This window comes from Ensifer adhaerens (assembly GCF_013283195.1).
GTDB classification, from domain to species: domain Bacteria; phylum Pseudomonadota; class Alphaproteobacteria; order Rhizobiales; family Rhizobiaceae; genus Ensifer; species Ensifer adhaerens_G.
The window spans coordinates 433,682-452,115 of record NZ_JABEKT010000001.1 but is presented as its reverse complement, the minus strand read 5'-3'; the positions used below and the strand labels follow the sequence as shown (position 1 = coordinate 452,115).

At 61.7% G+C, this 18,434-nt stretch carries 22 protein-coding genes; 13 read left to right on the top strand and 9 right to left on the bottom strand.

Annotation, left to right across the window (positions count from 1 at the left end; all coding sequences use genetic code 11):
- Positions 1-33: 33 nt before the first annotated feature.
- From LPJGGPFB_RS02040 to hslV, 4 genes are all read right to left on the bottom strand, one after another.
- Entirely contained in the window at positions 34-978 is a 945-nt protein-coding gene (locus LPJGGPFB_RS02040; protein ID WP_345790934.1) for a DUF1402 family protein, read from the bottom strand.
- Positions 979-1,195: 217 nt separating this feature from the next.
- A complete protein-coding gene (hslU, locus tag LPJGGPFB_RS02035) occupies positions 1,196-2,500 on the bottom strand; it encodes an ATP-dependent protease ATPase subunit HslU (RefSeq protein ID WP_173418509.1) in 1,305 nt (434 codons plus the stop codon).
- Positions 2,497-3,018, bottom strand: coding sequence for a GNAT family N-acetyltransferase (locus LPJGGPFB_RS02030; protein ID WP_173418508.1), 522 nt, complete (start codon positions 3,016-3,018; stop codon positions 2,497-2,499). The genes hslU and LPJGGPFB_RS02030 overlap by 4 nt, the downstream gene beginning before the upstream one ends.
- Positions 3,008-3,565: an ATP-dependent protease subunit HslV gene (gene hslV / locus LPJGGPFB_RS02025; RefSeq protein WP_173418507.1), complete on the bottom strand. Its 558-nt coding sequence runs from the start codon at positions 3,563-3,565 to the stop codon at positions 3,008-3,010. The genes LPJGGPFB_RS02030 and hslV overlap by 11 nt, the downstream gene beginning before the upstream one ends.
- A 223-nt stretch (positions 3,566-3,788) precedes the next feature.
- Here hslV and hisB point away from each other — a divergent pair, with 223 nt between their 5' ends.
- From hisB to coaA, 7 genes are read left to right on the top strand one after another with little or no spacing between them, the layout of a single operon-like run.
- On the top strand, positions 3,789-4,397 hold the full coding sequence (gene hisB / locus LPJGGPFB_RS02020; RefSeq protein WP_077505443.1) for an imidazoleglycerol-phosphate dehydratase HisB: 609 nt from the start codon (positions 3,789-3,791) through the stop codon (positions 4,395-4,397).
- A 24-nt stretch (positions 4,398-4,421) separates the two neighbouring features.
- Positions 4,422-4,892: a DUF2628 domain-containing protein gene (locus LPJGGPFB_RS02015; RefSeq protein WP_173418506.1), complete on the top strand. Its 471-nt coding sequence runs from the start codon at positions 4,422-4,424 to the stop codon at positions 4,890-4,892.
- A complete protein-coding gene (gene hisH / locus LPJGGPFB_RS02010; RefSeq protein WP_173418505.1) occupies positions 4,892-5,542 on the top strand; it encodes an imidazole glycerol phosphate synthase subunit HisH in 651 nt (216 codons plus the stop codon). Before LPJGGPFB_RS02015 ends, hisH begins: the two co-directional genes overlap by 1 nt.
- 32 nt (positions 5,543-5,574) lie before the next feature.
- Complete coding sequence (gene hisA, locus LPJGGPFB_RS02005; RefSeq protein ID WP_173418504.1) at positions 5,575-6,312, top strand: 1-(5-phosphoribosyl)-5-[(5-phosphoribosylamino)methylideneamino]imidazole-4-carboxamide isomerase; 738 nt, start codon at positions 5,575-5,577, stop codon at positions 6,310-6,312.
- Positions 6,313-6,316: 4 nt separating this feature from the next.
- Entirely contained in the window at positions 6,317-7,093 is a 777-nt protein-coding gene (gene hisF, locus LPJGGPFB_RS02000) for an imidazole glycerol phosphate synthase subunit HisF (protein ID WP_173418503.1), read from the top strand.
- A 17-nt stretch (positions 7,094-7,110) separates the two neighbouring features.
- Positions 7,111-7,434 (top strand): phosphoribosyl-ATP diphosphatase, encoded by a 324-nt coding sequence (locus LPJGGPFB_RS01995; protein WP_173418502.1) that lies wholly within the window; start codon positions 7,111-7,113, stop codon positions 7,432-7,434.
- A complete protein-coding gene (coaA, locus tag LPJGGPFB_RS01990) occupies positions 7,431-8,423 on the top strand; it encodes a type I pantothenate kinase (RefSeq protein WP_173418501.1) in 993 nt (330 codons plus the stop codon). Before LPJGGPFB_RS01995 ends, coaA begins: the two co-directional genes overlap by 4 nt.
- Positions 8,424-8,504: 81 nt before the next feature.
- Here coaA and LPJGGPFB_RS01985 read toward each other — a convergent pair whose 3' ends face one another.
- From LPJGGPFB_RS01985 to LPJGGPFB_RS01965, 5 genes are all read right to left on the bottom strand, one after another.
- Positions 8,505-9,116, bottom strand: coding sequence for an alpha-ketoglutarate-dependent dioxygenase AlkB (locus LPJGGPFB_RS01985; protein ID WP_173418500.1), 612 nt, complete (start codon positions 9,114-9,116; stop codon positions 8,505-8,507).
- A gap of 10 nt (positions 9,117-9,126) precedes the next feature.
- On the bottom strand, positions 9,127-9,573 hold the full coding sequence (locus LPJGGPFB_RS01980; RefSeq protein ID WP_345790932.1) for a hypothetical protein: 447 nt from the start codon (positions 9,571-9,573) through the stop codon (positions 9,127-9,129).
- Positions 9,570-10,043: a peptidoglycan-binding protein LysM gene (lysM, locus tag LPJGGPFB_RS01975; protein WP_053251199.1), complete on the bottom strand. Its 474-nt coding sequence runs from the start codon at positions 10,041-10,043 to the stop codon at positions 9,570-9,572. Before lysM ends, LPJGGPFB_RS01980 begins: the two co-directional genes overlap by 4 nt.
- Positions 10,044-10,135: 92 nt before the next feature.
- Positions 10,136-10,570: an alternative ribosome rescue aminoacyl-tRNA hydrolase ArfB gene (arfB, locus tag LPJGGPFB_RS01970; RefSeq protein ID WP_173418499.1), complete on the bottom strand. Its 435-nt coding sequence runs from the start codon at positions 10,568-10,570 to the stop codon at positions 10,136-10,138.
- 115 nt (positions 10,571-10,685) lie between these two features.
- Positions 10,686-12,296, bottom strand: coding sequence for a phosphoenolpyruvate carboxykinase (locus LPJGGPFB_RS01965; RefSeq protein WP_173418498.1), 1,611 nt, complete (start codon positions 12,294-12,296; stop codon positions 10,686-10,688).
- A gap of 329 nt (positions 12,297-12,625) precedes the next feature.
- Here LPJGGPFB_RS01965 and chvI point away from each other — a divergent pair, with 329 nt between their 5' ends.
- The 6 genes from chvI (at position 12,626) to ahcY (ending at position 18,239) form a co-directional block, all read left to right on the top strand.
- Positions 12,626-13,354 (top strand): two-component system response regulator ChvI, encoded by a 729-nt coding sequence (gene chvI, locus LPJGGPFB_RS01960; protein ID WP_115421109.1) that lies wholly within the window; start codon positions 12,626-12,628, stop codon positions 13,352-13,354.
- Between the two features lie 234 nt (positions 13,355-13,588).
- The gene (locus tag LPJGGPFB_RS01955; protein WP_327795848.1) at positions 13,589-15,370 is read left to right on the top strand and encodes a sensor histidine kinase; all 1,782 of its coding nucleotides are present in this window, start codon (positions 13,589-13,591) and stop codon (positions 15,368-15,370) included.
- Positions 15,367-15,822 (top strand): HPr kinase/phosphorylase, encoded by a 456-nt coding sequence (locus LPJGGPFB_RS01950; RefSeq protein WP_173418496.1) that lies wholly within the window; start codon positions 15,367-15,369, stop codon positions 15,820-15,822. Before LPJGGPFB_RS01955 ends, LPJGGPFB_RS01950 begins: the two co-directional genes overlap by 4 nt.
- Positions 15,823-15,978: 156 nt before the next feature.
- Positions 15,979-16,380 carry a PTS sugar transporter subunit IIA gene (locus tag LPJGGPFB_RS01945; RefSeq protein ID WP_077505418.1) on the top strand — a complete coding sequence of 134 codons (402 nt, stop codon included), beginning with the start codon at positions 15,979-15,981 and terminating at the stop codon, positions 16,378-16,380.
- Positions 16,377-16,670 carry an HPr family phosphocarrier protein gene (locus LPJGGPFB_RS01940; RefSeq protein ID WP_077505416.1) on the top strand — a complete coding sequence of 98 codons (294 nt, stop codon included), beginning with the start codon at positions 16,377-16,379 and terminating at the stop codon, positions 16,668-16,670. Before LPJGGPFB_RS01945 ends, LPJGGPFB_RS01940 begins: the two co-directional genes overlap by 4 nt.
- Positions 16,671-16,838: 168 nt before the next feature.
- The gene (ahcY, locus tag LPJGGPFB_RS01935; RefSeq protein WP_173418495.1) at positions 16,839-18,239 is read left to right on the top strand and encodes an adenosylhomocysteinase; all 1,401 of its coding nucleotides are present in this window, start codon (positions 16,839-16,841) and stop codon (positions 18,237-18,239) included.
- Positions 18,240-18,434 lie beyond the last annotated feature (195 nt).

The window sequence follows — 18,434 nt, the reverse complement described above, 5'->3', positions numbered from 1 at the left end:
TACGGCGCAATCAAGGAAAGTGCTTCACGTGAATCACAACAGGCTTTCGAGTTCCGCCAGCTTGTCGTTCACCAACCAGCCGTAATAGTTTTCCTCCGGCCACTGGGTCTCGCCGCCCTGGTTCCGGGCGGCAAGGGCGGCCGCACGGCTATCGGGATTGCCGATATTATAGAGCGTGGCGGTGATGCCGGGATTGCCCGAAATATCGACGCCGGCGATGGACTTGTAGACATCGATCGAGTGACGGATCGAGGCGGCCATATAGGCAAGCGAGACATCCGGATCCATGATCGCTTCGTAGACGCCGGCCGCATTGGTCTCGTCGAGACGCTCATAGCCCGAGGTCTTGGCGACGATATCAGTCAACATCAGCGCCGTCAGCGGATTGATCTGGCCGAGGCCGAAGGTCTGTCCGGCAAAGAAGGGCTGGAAGAAGACCGCGCTGAAACGGTTGTTCGGAAAGGACTTGCCGCCGACGGACTTGCCGCGGAACTCAGCATCCCACACCCGCTCGCGGCAGCTCCACAGCGAATAGGAGCTCTTCTTTCCCGTGCAATCGGCAAACTGCGGACGGGCGACGAACTCGGCCACCGTCTCGCCATCATAGCCGAACTGGAAGCTGTTGCCGGCATAGGCGGCGGCCTTGACGTAATAGGACTGCAGCCGGTCGTAGGCATCGACATTGTAGGTGTGCTCGCCGACGATGGCACCGATCATGTGAATCGGTGCGATGCCATAGGCACGCGACGTCGACTTGATCTTGCTCATCAATTGCTTGTCACTGGCAAGCAGGTCGCGGACCTTCTCGAACTTGGCGTCGAAGGAGGTGCGGCCGGCTTTGGTGCGGCGAACGGATGCGCCCGGTATGCCGGGTTGTTCGACGTTCCGGTTGCCCGGCGGAACAACGTTGGCCGCCAACGTCTGGCCTGCAGTCAGGCAGAACGTGGCAATAGCGAGCATGCAGGCGGTAAAACGCACGATCTCTTCTTCCTATCAACGGTGGAGGCGCCTATCCGGCGGCGCGGCTCCTACGACAAGATCATGTCGGAATAATGCCTCCGGCCACAATCGCTTGCCCGACCGTGTTAGAAAAAATGGAGGCGCCTGTCGAGGGACAGGCGCCTTTCATCTTTAGAGTTGCTTGACGGCAAGGCATTGCCGCCACGTCCGGTCGTTCCAGGATGGGACGACGGCGCTACAGGATGTAGCGCGACAGATCCGTGTTGGCGGCGAGATCGCCGACGTGCTTGCGGACATATTCCGCATCGATCGTAACCGCCTGGCCGGCACTATCGGGAGCGTTGAACGAGATCTCGTCCAGCACGCGCTCCATCACCGTCTGCAGACGACGGGCTCCGATGTTCTCGACGCTCGAGTTGAGCTGCACAGCCACATCGGCAAGTGCGTCGATGGCATCGTCGGTGAAGTCGAGCTTCACTTCTTCCGTCTCAAGCAGCGCCTTGTACTGCCGGATGAGGCTCGCCTCGGTCTCCGTCAGGATGCGGCGGAAGTCTTCCTTAGTCAGCGCGCGCAGCTCGACGCGGATCGGCAGACGACCCTGAAGTTCGGGCAGAAGATCTGATGGTTTCGACACATGGAATGCGCCCGAGGCAATGAAGAGAATGTGATCGGTCTTCACCGGTCCGTACTTCGTCGCAACCGTCGTTCCTTCGACCAGCGGCAACAGATCCCGCTGCACGCCTTCGCGCGATACGCCCGCACCCATGCCGCCTTCGCGCGACGCGATCTTGTCGATCTCGTCGAGGAAGACGATGCCGTCGTCCTCGACTGCCCTCACCGCCTCACGCTGGATCTGCTCGTTATCGAGCAGCTTGTCGGACTCGTCGTTGACGAGCACTTCATAGGAGGCCTTGACCGTGGTCTTGACCTTCTTGGTGCGCGCGCCCATCGCCTTGCCGAACATTTCCGACAGGTTGAGCACGCCGATATTGGCGCCCGGCATGCCCGGAATTTCAAAGCCGCCGGGCGCGCCGGTCTCGGCGATATCGACCTCGATCTCCTTGTCGTCCAGCTCGTTGGCGCGCAGCTTCTTGCGGAAGCTATCGCGCGTGGCCGGCGAGGCGGTGGCGCCGACCAGCGCGTCGAGAACGCGCTCTTCGGCATTCTGGTGTGCCTTGGCCTTGACCTCGGCCCGGCGCTTCTCGCGCACGAGACCGATGCCGACTTCGACGAGGTCACGGATGATCTGTTCGACATCGCGGCCGACATAGCCGACTTCAGTGAACTTGGTCGCCTCGACCTTGACGAAAGGCGCGCCGGCGAGCTTGGCCAGACGGCGGGAGATTTCCGTCTTGCCGACACCGGTCGGCCCGATCATCAGGATGTTCTTCGGCATGACCTCGTCGCGCAGATCGTCGCCGAGCTGCTGGCGCCGCCAGCGGTTGCGCAGCGCGATCGCGACCGCGCGCTTGGCATCGTTCTGGCCGATGATGAAACGGTCGAGTTCCGACACGATTTCCCGGGGTGAAAAAATACTCATGTAGTCCTCTCAAACTCGGTCCGCGTCAGCTCCATCAGGAGCGTGCGGCCGGATGCATCTATCCATTCGCCAAAGGGCACGAAGCCCGCTTTCGCATAGGCCCGGACGGCTCGTCTGTTGCCGGCATCGGGGTCGATCACGATCCGCGGCGCACCGGCGGCAAAGAGCGTCTGGGCAAAGGCCCGAAGCGCCAGGGACGCGACGCCCTTCCCGGTCATCTCCGGCGGACCGATGAAAATATCGACGCCGGGGACATCGCCGGGCAGATCCTTCGCCCACGGCTCTTCGTCATATTCTGATGGTGTCCAGGACTGGATGTAGCCTGCCGGCTCGCCCGAGACGTGGAAAATGAAGCCATCCACCTCGCCCGAGGCGCAGCCGTCGCGGATCAACGCGACTTCCTTGTCCGGATCACCCCACCATTGCCGCACATGCGGCTCGCTCAACCAGCCATGCAGCATCGGCAGGTGGCCATCGGCCACCCTTTCGAAGCTGACATGGGCCTGGTCAGTTGGCATCCAGCGTCTCCACCACGATATTGTGGTTGGTATAGACGCAGATGTCGCCTGCGATTTCGAGCGCCCGGCGCGCGACTTCCTCGGCCGACTTGTCACTGTCCATCAGGGCGCGGGCCGCGGCAAAGGCGTAATTGCCACCCGAGCCGATGGCGATCGTTCCATGTTCCGGCTCCAGCACGTCGCCATTGCCGGTAATCGCCAGCGTGATCGACTTGTCGGCGACCAGCATCATCGCCTCGAGATTGCGCAGATACTTGTTGGTGCGCCAGTCCTTGGCGAGTTCCACCGCCGCGCGCATCAGCTGATCCGGGTACTGTTCGAGCTTGGCCTCGAGCCGCTCCAGAAGCGTGAAGGCGTCGGCCGTCGCGCCGGCAAAGCCGGCGATCACGTCGCCCTTGGCCAGCCGCCTGACCTTGCGGGCATTGCTCTTCATCACCGTCTGGCCAAGGCTAACCTGGCCGTCGCCGGCCATGACCACCTTGCCGTCCTTGCGCACCGTGATGATGGTGGTCGCGTGCATCGTTCCGTAGGGATTGTGTTCACTCATTGAAGATACCTGTCGGCCCCAGAACCAGGGGCGTTGGGGGCTCGAACGAGCCTGGTTGCTTGAAGCCTATGTAAGTGCCTCTTGCGCGATTGCAAATCCCGGTGGGCCATGGAGTTGACCGTAAATCGGGACCTTCGCCGAATCCGTCAAATCTCCGCCGCGGTTCTGGATATTTTCCCGCTCCCCTGATAAGGAGCGGCTCCAGCGCATACAGGAGAGCCTGATGGCAGAAGCCACGTCCAGCCGCACCGGCCAAGTTTCGCGTAAGACGAATGAAACGGCCGTGTCCGTATCCGTCAATATCGATGGCACCGGAACCTCGAAGATCGCGACGGGTGTCGGCTTCTTCGACCATATGCTGGACCAGCTTTCCCGACATTCGCTGATCGACATGGAGATCAAGACCGACGGCGACCTGCACGTCGACGATCACCACACGGTCGAAGACACCGGCATTGCCATCGGCCAGGCCATCGCCAAGGCACTTGGCGACCGGCGCGGCATTACCCGCTACGCCTCGCTCGACCTTGCCATGGACGAAACGATGACGCGCGCTGCAGTCGACGTGTCCGGCCGGCCGTTCCTCGTCTGGAACGTCGCCTTCACCTCGCCGAAGATCGGCACCTTCGACACCGAACTGGTGCGCGAATTCTTCCAGGCGCTCGCCCAGAACGCCGGCATCACGCTGCATATCCAGAACATCTACGGCGCCAACAACCATCATATCGCCGAGACCTGCTTCAAGTCCGTCGCCCGCGTGCTTCGCACGGCAACCGAAATCGACCCGCGCCAGGCCGGCCGCGTTCCCTCGACCAAGGGTACGCTTGCCTGAGCGGTCATTATCTGGCTGATCACCATGGCCTCTTACATGATCCTGACCCCGCCGGGCGCCCGCGCCGACGACGACCGGGCACGCTTTGTTGCTGATGGCTTCTCCTGGGGCGCATTTCTGTTTCCCGCGCTCTGGCTGTTTGCCAAGCGCCTATGGGTATTCGGAATCGCAGTTGCTGTTCTGCAGTTTTTGTTAATCTCTCTATCGACGATTGCCGGTGGCGTGCTGGCAGCGCTTCTTTTGCATCTGGCGCTCGCCCTGCTGGTCGCGCTGGAAGGCCCCGTGCTCATTGTTCGCCGGCTCATAACCTGCGACTGGACGTTGCGCGCCATCGTGCCGGCGCGCGATCTCGAGACGGCGGAAGAAATCTACTTCGCAAACGTGCCCTCGGTCGACCGAGCAACAGTTGCTCGGCCAGCCGTCGACTGGCCAAGGCAAGAGCCGGCAAGCACCGGCCCGGGTCTTGGACTTTTTGAATCCTACGGAGAACGCTGATGCGCGTCGCCATTATCGACTATGGATCGGGCAATCTGCGCTCGGCAACGAAGGCCTTCGAAAGGGCTGCGCGAGAAGCCGGTATCGACGCCGAGATCGACCTGACCGACAGGCCGGAACGCGTCGCGACCGCCGATCGCATCGTGCTGCCGGGCGTTGGCGCCTATGCCGATTGTCGGCGTGGCCTTGCGGCCGTCGATGGCATGGAACAGGCACTGACCGAGGTCGTCGAAGGGGCCGGCCGGCCGTTTCTCGGTATCTGTGTCGGCATGCAGCTGATGTCGTCGCGTGGCCTCGAAAAGACCACGACCCATGGTTTCGGCTGGATCCCCGGCGACGTCGTCGAAATGAAGCCGACGGATCCGTCGCTCAAAATCCCGCAGATCGGCTGGAACACACTCAGACTGGCGCGCGCGCATCCGTTGTTTGACGGCATTCGCACCGGCGACGACGGCCTGCACGCCTACTTCGTGCATTCCTACCATCTGGCAGCGGAAAACGCCGGCGATGTCGTGGCCGAAGCCGACTACGGCGGTACCGTCACCGCCTTCGTCGCCAATGGCAACAAGGCCGGTTCGCAGTTCCATCCGGAAAAGAGCCAGGCGCTCGGCCTTGCCCTCATCTCGAATTTCCTGCGCTGGAAGCCGTAACGGTTTTGAGCGACCTCTGATCGGATAGACACATGATCCTTTTCCCCGCTATCGACCTGAAAGACGGGCAATGCGTGCGCCTGAAGCTCGGCGACATGGAGCAGGCGACCGTTTACAACCCGGATCCCGGTGCGCAGGCGCGCGCCTTCGAGGAGCAGGGCTTCGAGTGGCTGCATGTGGTCGACCTCAACGGTGCCTTTGCCGGCGAGACCGTCAACGGGGACGCCGTCGACGCGATCCTGAAGTCGACGAAGAATCCGGTGCAGCTCGGCGGCGGCATCCGCACGCTTGAGCATATCGAGAATTGGCTGTCGCGCGGGCTGGCCCGCGTCATCCTCGGCACAGTCGCGGTGCGCGACCCGGCGCTGGTGATCGAAGCCTGCCGAAAGTTTCCGGGCAAGGTTGCCGTCGGCATCGACGCCAAGGGCGGCAAGGTCGCGGTCGAAGGCTGGGCGGAAGCGTCTGAACTCGGCGTTATCGAGCTTGCGAAGAAGTTCGAGGGCGCCGGCGTCTCGGCGATCATCTACACCGATATCGATCGCGACGGCATTCTTACCGGGATCAATTGGGATTCGACCCTGGAGCTTGCCGACGCCGTTTCGATCCCGGTGATCGCGTCGGGCGGCCTTGCCTCGATGGACGATATCCGGCGAATGATCGCGCCGGATGCGGCGAAGCTCGAAGGTGCCATCTCCGGCCGCGCGCTCTATGACGGCCGCATCGATCCGCAGGAAGCCCTGGCGCTGATCCGCGCCACGAGAAAGGCATGAGCCTATGACCCTCAAAGCCCGCGTAATCCCCTGCCTCGACGTCAAGGACGGTCGTGTCGTCAAGGGCGTCAACTTCGTCGACCTGATCGATGCCGGCGACCCGGTGGAAGCGGCTCGCGCCTATGATGCGGCAGGCGCCGACGAACTCTGCTTCCTCGACATCACCGCGTCTTCGGACAACCGCGAAACCATCTTCGACGTCATCGCCCGCACGGCCGAACAATGTTTCATGCCGCTCACCGTCGGCGGTGGCGTGCGCCAGGTGGCCGATATCCGCAAGCTGCTGCTCGCAGGCGCCGACAAGGTCTCGATCAACACGGCCGCCGTGAAAAACCCGGACTTCGTCGCCGAAGCCGCTGACAAGTTCGGCAACCAGTGCATCGTGGTGGCGATCGATGCCAAGAAGGTCTCGAAGGACGGCGAAGAGAACCGCTGGGAAATCTTCACCCATGGCGGCCGCCAGACGACCGGCATCGACGCCGTCGAGTTTGCCCGTCGCGTCGTCGATCTCGGCGCCGGTGAAATTCTCCTGACCTCGATGGATCGTGACGGAACCAAGAGCGGCTACGACATCGCGCTGACACGCGCGGTCGCCGATGCGGTGCGCGCGCCGGTTATCGCGTCCGGCGGCGTAGGCACGCTTGATCATATGGTTGCCGGCATCCGTGACGGCCATGCAACGGCGGTTCTGGCCGCGTCGATCTTCCACTTCGGCACCTATAGCATTGGCGAAACCAAGCGCTATATGGCCGAACATGGCATCGCCATGCGTCTCGATTGAGTTTTCAGGGTTTCGTTATGAGTGATTTTTCCCTTTCCGACCTCGAGACCATCGTCGCCGAACGCGCCAAGGCGTCACCGGACGAATCCTGGACGGCGAAACTGGTCGCACACGGTCAGCAGAAGGCGGCCAAGAAACTGGGCGAGGAAGCAGTCGAAACCGTGATCGCGGCGATAGGGAACGATCGGCAGAATCTCGTCGATGAGAGCGCCGATCTCCTCTATCATCTGATGGTCGTATTGAAAATTGCAGACATTCCGTTGCAGGATGTGCTCGACGAACTTGCACGGCGGACAAGCCAATCCGGTCTGCAGGAAAAGGCTAATCGGCGGGATCCATGACCCTAGCTGCGCAAGATATCGAAATGGCCGATCTCCCGGACAATCTTCAGAGACGGGACTATTCGCCCTATCATTTCTTCTCCGCCGAGGAATGGTCGCGTTTTCGTGCCGACACGCCCATGACGCTGACCGCGGACGAAGTGCAGCGGCTGCGCTCGTTGAACGACCCGGTGGATCTCGGCGAGGTCCGCCAAATCTATCTGTCGCTGTCGCGGCTGCTTTCGACCCATGTGGAATCGTCGCAGATGCTGTTCGAGCAGCGCAAGCGCTTCCTCAGCATGTCCGAAACGAAGACGCCTTTCGTCATCGGCATTGCCGGATCGGTGGCGGTCGGCAAGTCGACGACAGCGCGTATTCTCGCGCAGCTTCTGTCGCGCTGGCCCTCGAGCCCGAAGGTCGATCTGGTGACGACGGACGGCTTCCTCTATCCGAACGCCGTGCTTCAGCGCGAAAACATGATGGACCGCAAGGGCTTCCCTGAAAGCTACGACGTCGGCGCGCTCCTGCGCTTCCTGTCGGCGATCAAGGCCGGACAGCCGAACGTCAGGGCGCCAAGCTATTCGCACATGACCTATGACGTGCTGCCGGATCAGTACACGGTCATCGACAGGCCCGATATTCTGATCTTCGAGGGTATCAATGTCCTGCAGTCGCGCAACCTGCCGGCCGACGGCAAGATCGTGCCGATGGTCTCGGACTTCTTCGACTTCTCGATCTATATCGACGCCGAGGAAAGCCTGATCCACAGCTGGTACGTCAACCGCTTCATGCGCCTTAGGGAAACGGCCTTCAAGAACCCGGAATCCTACTTCCATCGCTATGCGACCATCAGCGAGGATGCGGCACGGGCGATCGCCGAAGGGCTCTGGCACAACATCAACCTGAAGAACCTGCACCAGAACATTCTGCCGACGCGACCGCGCGCCGACCTCATCCTGCAGAAAGGCCCCGACCACCTCACCGAGACGGTGGCCCTGCGCAAGCTCTGAACGTTCGCCGCAGCTGGCGCATGCAATCAGTCTAGCGCAGCCAGATCGGGCCCGATCCGGCATGCGTATTTCCGTCGATTGTCAGGGATTGACCCGGCGCAGCGTCAGATTGAGGCGGCCGCCGTTCTTGAGCAACGTTGACGTATCAGGATAGATCCGGTCAACGCCGTGGAAGGCCAGGCGCCCCTCGCCACCGAGCACGACGATATCGCCGCTTTCGAGCCTGAAGGACACCGTCTGGCCGCCGCGCTCCTTACCGCCGACGCGAAACAGACAGCTATCGCCAAGCGAAATCGAAACGACGGCAGTCTCCAGATCGCGCTCATCGCGATCCTGATGCAGGCCCATGCGGGCCTCTTCGGAATAGAAATTCACCAGGCAGGCTTCCGGCTGCTTGTCGCTCGCCGAAACCGCGTTCCAGACTTCTAGGAGAATCTCGGGCATCGGCGGCCACGGCCTGCCGGTGCCAGGGTGCTGCGGCTGGTAGCGATAGCCTTTCTCGCGATCGGTCACCCAGCCGAGCGGTCCACAATTGGTCATGCGCACCGACATCGGCTTGCCGGTCTTTGGCATCTCCGGCACGAACAGCGGCGCTTCGGCGACCACGCCGCGGATCGCCTCGACGATCTCTTCCTGGCGGCCCCGGTCGAGAAAGCCGGGGATGTGTTTTATGCCCTTGGGGAGAACCAGCATGAGGTTGCCCTCACTCCAGCCCGAGCAGCCTTGCCGGGACGCCGTAGCGCTCGGACCAGCCGGCATAGGCGACATCCGTCGGGCCGACGACGTGATCAACGAGATTCCATCGACCGCCCTGGAAGCTGACGAGCGCGAACACCGTCGAACCATCCATCATGTCGGCATCATCACGAAATCCGGTCTTTGAGAGATCGATGGCGCCACCTCCCGGCCGCTGCGGCTCGACCTGCACGAAGGCCCAGTTCGGCGTCGCCCGCATGGTGGTGACGACGAATTCGACCGAACCGCGCATCTCCGCCTCGACGGCAGGCCGCAAGGCGTCGAGGATTGCTGCGCGCTCCGAACTGCCCTTGGCCGGCTCGCGCAGCGTTTGCGCGAAACCGGTCGTGGCAAGCCCAAGACTTGCCACCGTCAGAACGACGCTGAAAAATGATCGCGTCGACAAGGCTGTCACGCGGCGTCCAGATCCGGAATGCGCAGAACCTGGCCGGGATAGATCTTGTCGGGATGGGTCAGCATCGGCTTGTTGGCCTCGAAGATCACCGTGTGCTTGGCGCCCTTGCCCTTGCCGTATTGTGCCTCGGCGATCTTCCAGAGGTTGTCGCCTTTCTTGACGGTATAGAAGACAGGCGCCTTGGCGGGTGCCGGCGCTGCACCCGCATCGGCAACCTTGAGCTCGGAGGCCTCGACCGCGGAAACGCCAAGCGTGTTGCCGACGGCGACCACGGCTTTCTCGAACGCCGTCTGGTCCTTGACGACACCCTTCAGCACCACCTTGTCATTGACGACTTCGACCTGGACGTCCTTGGTGCCGAGATCGTGCGAAGCGAGTTCCTTCTGGACGCTTTCGGTATCCGGCGCGTCGTCGTCACCGCCAATGCCCAACTTCTTGCCAGCGTTCTTGATAAAACTGAAAAGGCCCATGGATCCCTCCTTCTGCAAAAGTCGCTTGGGATAAGAGAGGGCGCATGGCGGTAAAAGACAAGAGACGGTTGAAAAGATTTCGCAACCGCACGTCAGTCGCCGGTCGGGCGTCCACGCAGCTTCTTGGTCTCGCCGCGCCCGGTTTTTTCCTTCAGCCGGCGCTCGATCGAACCGCGGGTCGGTTTGGTCTTCCTGCGCGGCGGCGGCGGTGGTTCGGCGGCCTTCAGGATCATCTCCTTCAGCCTTTCGCGTGCGTCTTCGCGATTGCGCTCCTGGCTGCGGAAGCGGCTGGCCTCGATCATCAGCACGCCATCCTTAGAGGCGCGACGACCGGCGAGCTTCAAGGTATTGGCCTTGATGCGATCGGTGAGCGCCGGTGACGCCTGGACGTTGAAGAACAGCTGGACGGCCGTCGAGACCTTGTTGACGTTCTGCCCCCCGGGCCCGCCGGCCAGCACGAATTGCTCCGTCAGCTCCCAGCCGGCAATGACGATATTGTCGTTTATGTAAAGCGGGTCGCTAGCCATGATTCACCTCGCCCCGATCTATGGCACAGCGGGAACCTCTTGAAAACATTCGCCATGAAAACGAAAAACCCGGCCATGGAAGACCGGGTTTCACGTGAATCATAGCCGGCAATGTTTACTCGGCGGCAATCTTCGTGCCGGGAGCTGCATCGCGGACGCTACCATCGACATGATCTTCGAACTTGGCGAAGTTGGCGATGAACATGTCGACCAGGCGGCGGGCCTGGGCGTCATAGGCGTTGCCATCAGCCCAGGTCGATCGCGGATCGAGAATACCGTCGTCGACGCCCGGTACCGAGACCGGCACGGCAAAGCCGAAGTTGGCGTCGGTGCGCAGCTCGGCGGCGTTCAGCGAACCGTCAAGGGCTGCCGCGAGCAGAGCGCGGGTCACCTTGATCGGCATGCGGCTGCCGGTACCATAGGCACCGCCGGTCCAGCCGGTGCTGACCAGCCAGCAGGTAACGCCGTTCTTGGCGATCAGGTCCTTCAAGAGGTTGCCGTATTCCGACGGGTGGCGCGGCATGAACGGTGCGCCGAAGCAGGTCGAGAAGGTTGCTTCCGGCTCGGTAACGCCCTTTTCGGTGCCGGCAACCTTGGCGGTGTAGCCGGACAGGAAGTGGTACATCGCCTGTTCCGGCGTCAGCTTGGCGATCGGCGGCATCACGCCGAAGGCGTCGGCCGTCAGCATGATGATCGTGCGCGGCTGCGGCGCGGTACCGGTTTCGCTGGCGTTCGGGATGAAATCCAGCGGATAGGCGCAGCGGGTGTTTTCCGTCAGCGAGCCGTCATTGAAATCGGGAACGCGGCGTTCGTCGAGAACGACGTTTTCCATGACGGTGCCGAAGCGGCGGGTCGTCGCGAAGATTTCCGGTTCGGCGGCTTCAGAAAGACGGATGGCCTTGGCGTAGCAGCCGCCTTCGAAGTTGAAGACGCCCTCATCGCTCCAGCCATGCTCGTCGTCGCCGATCAAAGTGCGGGTCGGATCGGCCGAAAGCGTGGTCTTGCCGGTGCCCGACAGGCCGAAGAATATGGCGGTATCGCCTTCAGGTCCGACATTGGCCGAGCAGTGCATCGGCATGACGCCCTTCTTCGGCAAGAGGTAGTTGAGGACCGTGAACACCGACTTCTTCATCTCGCCGGCATAGGACGTGCCGCCGATGAGGATGAGGCCGTTGGTCAGATCGCAGGCAATGACAGTTTCGGTGCGGCAACCGTGGCGCTCCGGGTCAGCCTTGAAGCTCGGCAGGTCGATGATCGTCAGCTTCGGCAGGAAGGAAGCAAGGTCTGCGCGGTCCGGACGGATCAGGAGGTTGCGAATGAACAGCGAATGCCAGGCATATTCGGTAACGACACGCGTCGGCAGCGCATGATTCTTGTCGGCACCGCCGACGAGATCCTGGACATAAAGCGACATGCCCTTAGCATGGTCGAGCATGTCCTTCCGCAGGACGGCGAAATGCTCCGGGGACAGCGGCTTGTTGTTGTCCCACCAGATCTGATCGTCGGTGGAGGCGTCGCGGACGACGAACTTGTCCTTCGGAGAGCGGCCGGTGTGCTGGCCGGTGCGCGCAACGATCGCGCCATGTGCGGTCAACTGAGCTTCGCCGCGGCGAAGGGCTTCTTCATAAAGGTCTGCGGCTTCGAGGTTGTAGCGGACCACGTCGAGATCCGTAAAGCCGAGTTTTTCCAAGCCGTTCGCTGCGTTGCGAGTGCCGAGTTGCTCCATGGTCAAGCTTCCTTCGTGTTTGGCCATTGGCGTTGAATTTGGCCGGAACATACTTGCATGCTCGCTCAAAAACAAGGTGACGTCAAAAAAAGAATAATGATTTCAGTATATTAATCGATTTAAAGAAAATTATCGTTTTTTTAATCGGTTGAATCCGAGTTCCCTGCGCCATATCTGCCTCTCAGCGACGGAGTGTACGCTTGAGGGCATTTTGGGCTTCGCCACAATTTGTTCCACCTTTATACTCAAGTAACGCACCCGTGACTCGCGGTTGCCGTGGATTCGAAGACGAAACCGGCGATCGGCCTCAAATGACGGAGTTGAACACGATGCAGACCATCGCGCTTGTCGATGATGACCGGAATATCCTGACGTCCGTATCCATCGCCCTTGAAGCTGAAGGCTACAAGGTCGAGACCTACACGGATGGTGCCTCCGCGCTCGAAGGCCTGTTGGCCCGGCCGCCGCAGCTTGCGATCTTCGACATCAAGATGCCGCGCATGGACGGCATGGAACTGTTGCGGCGCCTGCGCCAGAAGTCGGATTTGCCGGTGATCTTCCTGACATCGAAGGACGAGGAAATCGACGAGCTCTTCGGCCTGAAGATGGGCGCCGACGATTTCATCACCAAGCCGTTCTCCCAGCGCCTGCTGGTCGAGCGCGTCAAGGCGATCCTGCGTCGGGCCGCCAACCGCGAAGCCGCTGCAGCCGGCGGCACCACTGGCGCCCCGAAGACCTCCGACACGCCGACGCGGTCGCTCGAGCGCGGTCAGCTGGCCATGGATCAGGAGCGCCACACCTGCACCTGGAAGAACGAGCCGGTCACCCTGACGGTCACCGAGTTCCTCATTCTTCACTCGCTTGCGCAGCGACCGGGCGTGGTCAAGAGCCGCGATGCCCTGATGGATGCTGCCTATGACGAGCAGGTCTATGTCGACGACCGCACCATCGACAGCCACATCAAGCGGCTGCGCAAGAAGTTCAAGATGGTCGACAACGACTTCGACATGATCGAGACGCTCTATGGCGTCGGCTACCGCTTCCGGGAAATGGCCTGAGGCGACACGCGGTCTCAGCCCTTGCCATCGCGTCGTTTGTGGAGCATTCAGAACCGATGCGATGGCGGGCAGGCTTCGGCCCGCCACTTGGCTTGGCCGGTGGCATTGAATCCACGAGACCGAAGACCAGAAAAAAGAACATCGGCGGACCTGCGAAACCCGGCTTACGGGTAATGGGTGTCCGCAATCGGAAGATACGGCGGGGATGATCCGCTGCGGGAGCGGAAAGACTTGGTGGAAGTCTTGCAGGGCGATATCGACGAACTTGACGGAAGGTCATCGGCCCACAACGGCCGGCGCTGGGCCTATTCCTTCACGCTGATTCGCCGCCTGTTCGGCAACGCGGTCTTTTCGAGCCTGACACGCCGGATCGTCTTCTTCAACCTCGTCGCGCTCGTCGTTCTGGTCGGCGGGATCATGTATCTCAACCAGTTCCGCGAGGGCCTGATCGACGCTCGCGTCGAAAGCCTGCTGACCCAGGGCGAAATCATCGCCGGCGCCATTTCGGCATCCGCCTCCGTCGACACCAATTCGATCACCATCGATCCCGAAAAACTGCTGGAGCTGCAGGCCGGCCAGAGCATCACGCCGCTGCCGAGCGACGAAGACCTGGATTTTCCGATCATTCAGGAGCGGGTTGCTCCCGTCCTCAGACGCTTGATCTCGCCGACCCGCACCCGCGCGCGGCTCTTCGACGCCGATGCGGACCTGCTGCTCGATTCGCGCCACCTCTATAGCGGCGGCCAGGTGCTGCGCTTCGACCTGCCGCCCGTCGACCCGGAAGCGACCGGCATCGAGGAAAAGTTCGGAAGCTGGATCAACCGCCTGCTGCAGTCGGGCGACCTGCCGCTCTACAAGGAACCACCTGGCGGCAACGGCTCGATCTATCCCGAAGTGATGAACGCGCTGACCGGCGTGCGCGGTGCGGTGCGCCGCGTCACCGAAAAGGGTGAACTCATCGTCTCGGTCGCCGTGCCGGTGCAGCGGTCACGCGCCGTGCTCGGCGTGCTGCTGCTGTCCACCCAGGCGGGCGACATCGACAAGATCGTGCATGCCGAGCGCCTCGCCATCATTCGCGTGTTCGGCGTCGCCGCCCTCGTCAACGTCATTCTGTCGCTGCTGTTGTCGTCGACGATCGCCAATCCGCTGCGGCGCCTCTCTGCCGCCGCCATCCGGGTCCGCCGCGGTGGCGCCAAGGAGCGGGAAGAAATCCCCGATTTCTCCTCGCGCCAGGACGAAATCGGCAACCTGTCGGTGGCGCTGCGCGAGATGACGACTGCACTCTACGACCGGATCGCGGCGATCGAGAATTTTGCGGCCGACGTCAGCCATGAACTGAAGAACCCGCTGACCTCGCTGCGCAGCGCCGTGGAAACCCTGCCGCTTGCCCGCACCGACGAATCGAAGAAGCGGCTGATGGACGTCATCCAGCACGACGTGCGCCGCCTCGACCGCCTGATCAGCGATATCTCCGACGCCTCGCGGCTCGACGCGGAACTTGCCCGCAGCGACGCCAAGGTCGTCGACCTTGAAAGGCTGCTTGGCGACCTCGTCGAGATCTCCCGCCAGATCCGCAGCAAAAAGAAGCCGGTGCTGCTCGATTTCGTCGTCGACCGCAAGGACAGCCCCAAGGCGCGCTTCGCCATCAATGGTTACGAACTGCGCATCGGCCAGATCATCACCAACCTGATCGAAAACGCCCGCTCCTTCGTACCTGAGCAGGGCGGCCGCATCGTCGTGCGCCTCACCCGTTCCCGGTCGCGCTGCCTCGTCTATGTCGAGGACAATGGTCCCGGCATCCAGGCGGAAGACATCGATCGGATCTTCGAGCGCTTCTATACCGACAGACCGGAGGGCGAAGATTTCGGCCAGAACTCCGGCCTCGGCCTGTCGATTTCCCGGCAGATCGCCGAAGCGCATGGCGGCACGCTGAAGGCCGAGAACGTCATGGGTCCGGATGGGAAGATCGTCGGTGCCCGCTTCGTACTTTCCCTACCTGCCGAGCCGCACGCGTGACACCGCCGCATAATGTTCACGGTACGGCGATCGTCATCGGCACGGCCGGTTTCCTGGTAACCGGCCCTTCCGGCATCGGCAAATCGAGACTGGCGCTCGCCTGCATTTCGGCAGCCCGCCAGATGGGGCACTTTGCGGCATTGGTCGCCGACGACCGTGTCGATCTGTCGATCGAACAGGACCAGATCATCGCCCGGTGCCCAGCGTCGATTGAGGGTCTGATCGAGATCCGCGGCGCCGGCATCGCCAGGCTCGAAACGGTGCCTGCCGCGGTGATGGATTGGGCGATCCTGCCGGTGAGCGCGCCATTCGATCCGCGCATGCCGCCCGAAAACGAGGAACTTCCCCTCCCCTTCGGTCGCAGCCTGCCGATTGTTCGCGTTCCCATTGAAAATGGTGTGCACATGCTTGCTGCTCTGCGTGCGCTGCTACCCGAAAAATTAGGATTTTAGCTATAGTTGCAGGCAACGGGGCTGGTTTTTCGGCATTTTTGGCTTGCACTTCGCCTTTTCCTTGCCAAGATGGCCGCCCCAACAGGTGGACGAAATTGCTGCATTGCGATATCTGACCATCAGTGAATTGCGCGTGCAGTCGGAGAAAAGATACCCATGATCGGACTTGTGCTTGTCACCCATGGCAAGCTGGCTGAGGAATTCCGACATGCACTCGAGCATGTTGTCGGTCCGCAAAAAGCTATCGAGACCGTTTGCATCGGCCCCGAGGACGACATGGATCAGCGTCGGCAGGATATCCTCGACGCCGTGACCAACGTCGACGAGGGCCACGGCGTGATCATTCTCACCGACATGTTCGGTGGCACGCCGTCCAATCTCGCCATCTCGGTGATGCGCAGCGGCACCGTTGAAGTCATCGCCGGCGTCAACCTGCCGATGCTGATCAAGCTCGCCGGCGTGCGTGGCGAAAGCGACATGGACAAGGCGCTCGCGGAAGCCTCCGAAGCGGGACGCAAATACATCAACGTCGCCAGCCGTGTCCTGAGCGGAAAATGATGGATCACCGTCCCGACATGTCGCTGACGCGCGAACTTCTTATCGTCAACAAGCGCGGACTGCATGCGCGCGCCTCGGCCAAGTTCGTGCAGACCGTCGAGGCCTATGATGCCGAAATCACGGTGTCGAAGGACGGAAGCACGGTCGGGGGCACCTCGATCATGGGCCTGATGATGCTGGCCGCCAGCACCGGCTCCAGCGTCTGCGTCACGGCCAGCGGCGCACAGGCCGAAGAGGCCCTCAATGCGCTCGACGCATTGGTCCGCGACAAGTTCGGCGAAGAAATGTAACCGACAATATAAAGATATAAAGACTTCTTTATATCGAGGTTGCTCTGCCCCAGAATTCCTGATAGATCGGACGCACTCTCACCGCGATGATATGCGCGGGAGGCATAGTCGTGCCGCCGGATCGCCAGAGGGCCAGAGCGGCTTGAAGAGATCAGCCTGGAGAATTTCATGACCACCACTCAGGATTACATCGTCGCCGACATCGGTCTTGCCGATTTCGGACGCAAGGAAATTACGATCGCCGAAACTGAAATGCCGGGCCTGATGGCCTGCCGCGAAGAGTTTGGCGCATCCAAGCCGCTGAAGGGCGCCCGGATCACCGGTTCGCTGCACATGACCATCCAGACCGCCGTGCTGATCGAGACGCTCGCCGCTCTCGGCGCCGACATCCGTTGGGCTTCGTGCAACATCTTCTCGACCCAGGACCACGCAGCCGCAGCGATCGCTGCCAGCGGTATCCCGGTGTTCGCCGTCAAGGGCGAAACGCTTGAGGAATACTGGACCTACACCGACAAGATCTTCCAGTGGGCCGACGGCGGCGTCTCCAACATGATCCTGGACGACGGTGGCGACGCCACCATGTACATCCTGCTCGGCGCCCGCGCCGAAGCCGGCGAAGACGTTCTCTCCAACCCGGGTTCGGAAGAAGAAGAGATCCTGGTCGCGCAGATCAAGAAGCGCCTTGCCGCTTCGCCGGGCTGGTTCACCAAGCAGCGCGACGCCATCAAGGGCGTGACCGAGGAAACGACGACCGGCGTCAACCGCCTGTACCAGCTCCAGGCCAAGGGCCTGCTGCCGTTCCCGGCGATCAACGTCAACGACAGCGTCACCAAGTCGAAGTTCGACAACAAGTACGGCTGCAAGGAATCGCTGGTTGACGGCATCCGCCGCGGCACCGACGTGATGATGGCCGGCAAGGTTGCCGTCGTCTGCGGTTACGGCGACGTCGGCAAGGGCTCGGCAGCCTCGCTCTCGGGCGCCGGCGCTCGCGTCAAGGTGACCGAAGTCGACCCGATCTGCGCGCTTCAGGCCGCCATGGACGGTTTCGAAGTCGTCCAGCTCGAAGACGTCGTTTCGTCTGCCGACATCTTCATCACCACGACCGGCAACAAGGACGTCATCCGCATGGACCACATGCGCGAGATGAAGGACATGGCGATCGTCGGCAATATCGGCCACTTCGACAACGAAATTCAGGTCTCCGCGCTGCGGAACCTGAAGTGGACGAACATCAAGCCGCAGGTCGACATGATCGAGTTCCCGAAGGGCAACCGCATGATCCTGCTGTCGGAAGGTCGCCTGCTCAACCTCGGCAACGCCACCGGTCACCCGTCCTTCGTGATGTCCGCCTCGTTCACCAACCAGACGCTGGCCCAGATCGAGCTCTTCACCAAGGGCGAGAACTACAAGAACGAAGTCTACGTTCTGCCGAAGGCGCTCGACGAGAAGGTCGCTCGCCTGCACCTGAACAAGCTCGGCGCGAAGCTCTCCGAACTGTCGAAGGAACAGGCCGACTATATCGGCGTCGGCCAGCAGGGTCCGTTCAAGGCTGAACACTACCGGTACTAATCGTTACCCGGGCAATCCACAACATGTTGTGGCCGCGTTCTTGACAAGAGAGCGCGGCCTCTTTTTTGGGCGGCTCCCTTCCCGGCGATTCGTCAACGAAGTATGCTCTAACCCATTGATTCGTGATGCCGGTGCGGACCTTCGGGCATTGCGAGTGGGATGTCTTGTCGGCAAGCGGCAAACAGACGGAGACAG

Bases quoted from the DNA above. Each gene is read 5' to 3' on its own strand.
- hisA (WP_173418504.1), top strand. From the start codon at position 5,575: ATGATCCTTTTCCCCGCTATCGACCTGAAAGACGGGCAATGCGTGCGC.
- hisH (WP_173418505.1), top strand. From the start codon at position 4,892: ATGCGCGTCGCCATTATCGACTATGGATCGGGCAATCTGCGCTCGGCA.
- ahcY (WP_173418495.1), top strand. From the start codon at position 16,839: ATGACCACCACTCAGGATTACATCGTCGCCGACATCGGTCTTGCCGAT.
- LPJGGPFB_RS01965 (WP_173418498.1), bottom strand. From the start codon at position 12,296: ATGGAGCAACTCGGCACTCGCAACGCAGCGAACGGCTTGGAAAAACTC.
- LPJGGPFB_RS01940 (WP_077505416.1), top strand. From the start codon at position 16,377: ATGATGGATCACCGTCCCGACATGTCGCTGACGCGCGAACTTCTTATC.
- hslU (WP_173418509.1), bottom strand. From the start codon at position 2,500: ATGAGTATTTTTTCACCCCGGGAAATCGTGTCGGAACTCGACCGTTTC.
- LPJGGPFB_RS02030 (WP_173418508.1), bottom strand. From the start codon at position 3,018: ATGCCAACTGACCAGGCCCATGTCAGCTTCGAAAGGGTGGCCGATGGC.
- hisF (WP_173418503.1), top strand. From the start codon at position 6,317: ATGACCCTCAAAGCCCGCGTAATCCCCTGCCTCGACGTCAAGGACGGT.
- hslV (WP_173418507.1), bottom strand. From the start codon at position 3,565: ATGAGTGAACACAATCCCTACGGAACGATGCACGCGACCACCATCATC.
- LPJGGPFB_RS02015 (WP_173418506.1), top strand. From the start codon at position 4,422: ATGGCCTCTTACATGATCCTGACCCCGCCGGGCGCCCGCGCCGACGAC.
- chvI (WP_115421109.1), top strand. From the start codon at position 12,626: ATGCAGACCATCGCGCTTGTCGATGATGACCGGAATATCCTGACGTCC.
- LPJGGPFB_RS01985 (WP_173418500.1), bottom strand. From the start codon at position 9,116: ATGCTGGTTCTCCCCAAGGGCATAAAACACATCCCCGGCTTTCTCGAC.
- coaA (WP_173418501.1), top strand. From the start codon at position 7,431: ATGACCCTAGCTGCGCAAGATATCGAAATGGCCGATCTCCCGGACAAT.
- lysM (WP_053251199.1), bottom strand. From the start codon at position 10,043: ATGGGCCTTTTCAGTTTTATCAAGAACGCTGGCAAGAAGTTGGGCATT.
- LPJGGPFB_RS01995 (WP_173418502.1), top strand. From the start codon at position 7,111: ATGAGTGATTTTTCCCTTTCCGACCTCGAGACCATCGTCGCCGAACGC.
- LPJGGPFB_RS01945 (WP_077505418.1), top strand. From the start codon at position 15,979: ATGATCGGACTTGTGCTTGTCACCCATGGCAAGCTGGCTGAGGAATTC.
- hisB (WP_077505443.1), top strand. From the start codon at position 3,789: ATGGCAGAAGCCACGTCCAGCCGCACCGGCCAAGTTTCGCGTAAGACG.
- arfB (WP_173418499.1), bottom strand. From the start codon at position 10,570: ATGGCTAGCGACCCGCTTTACATAAACGACAATATCGTCATTGCCGGC.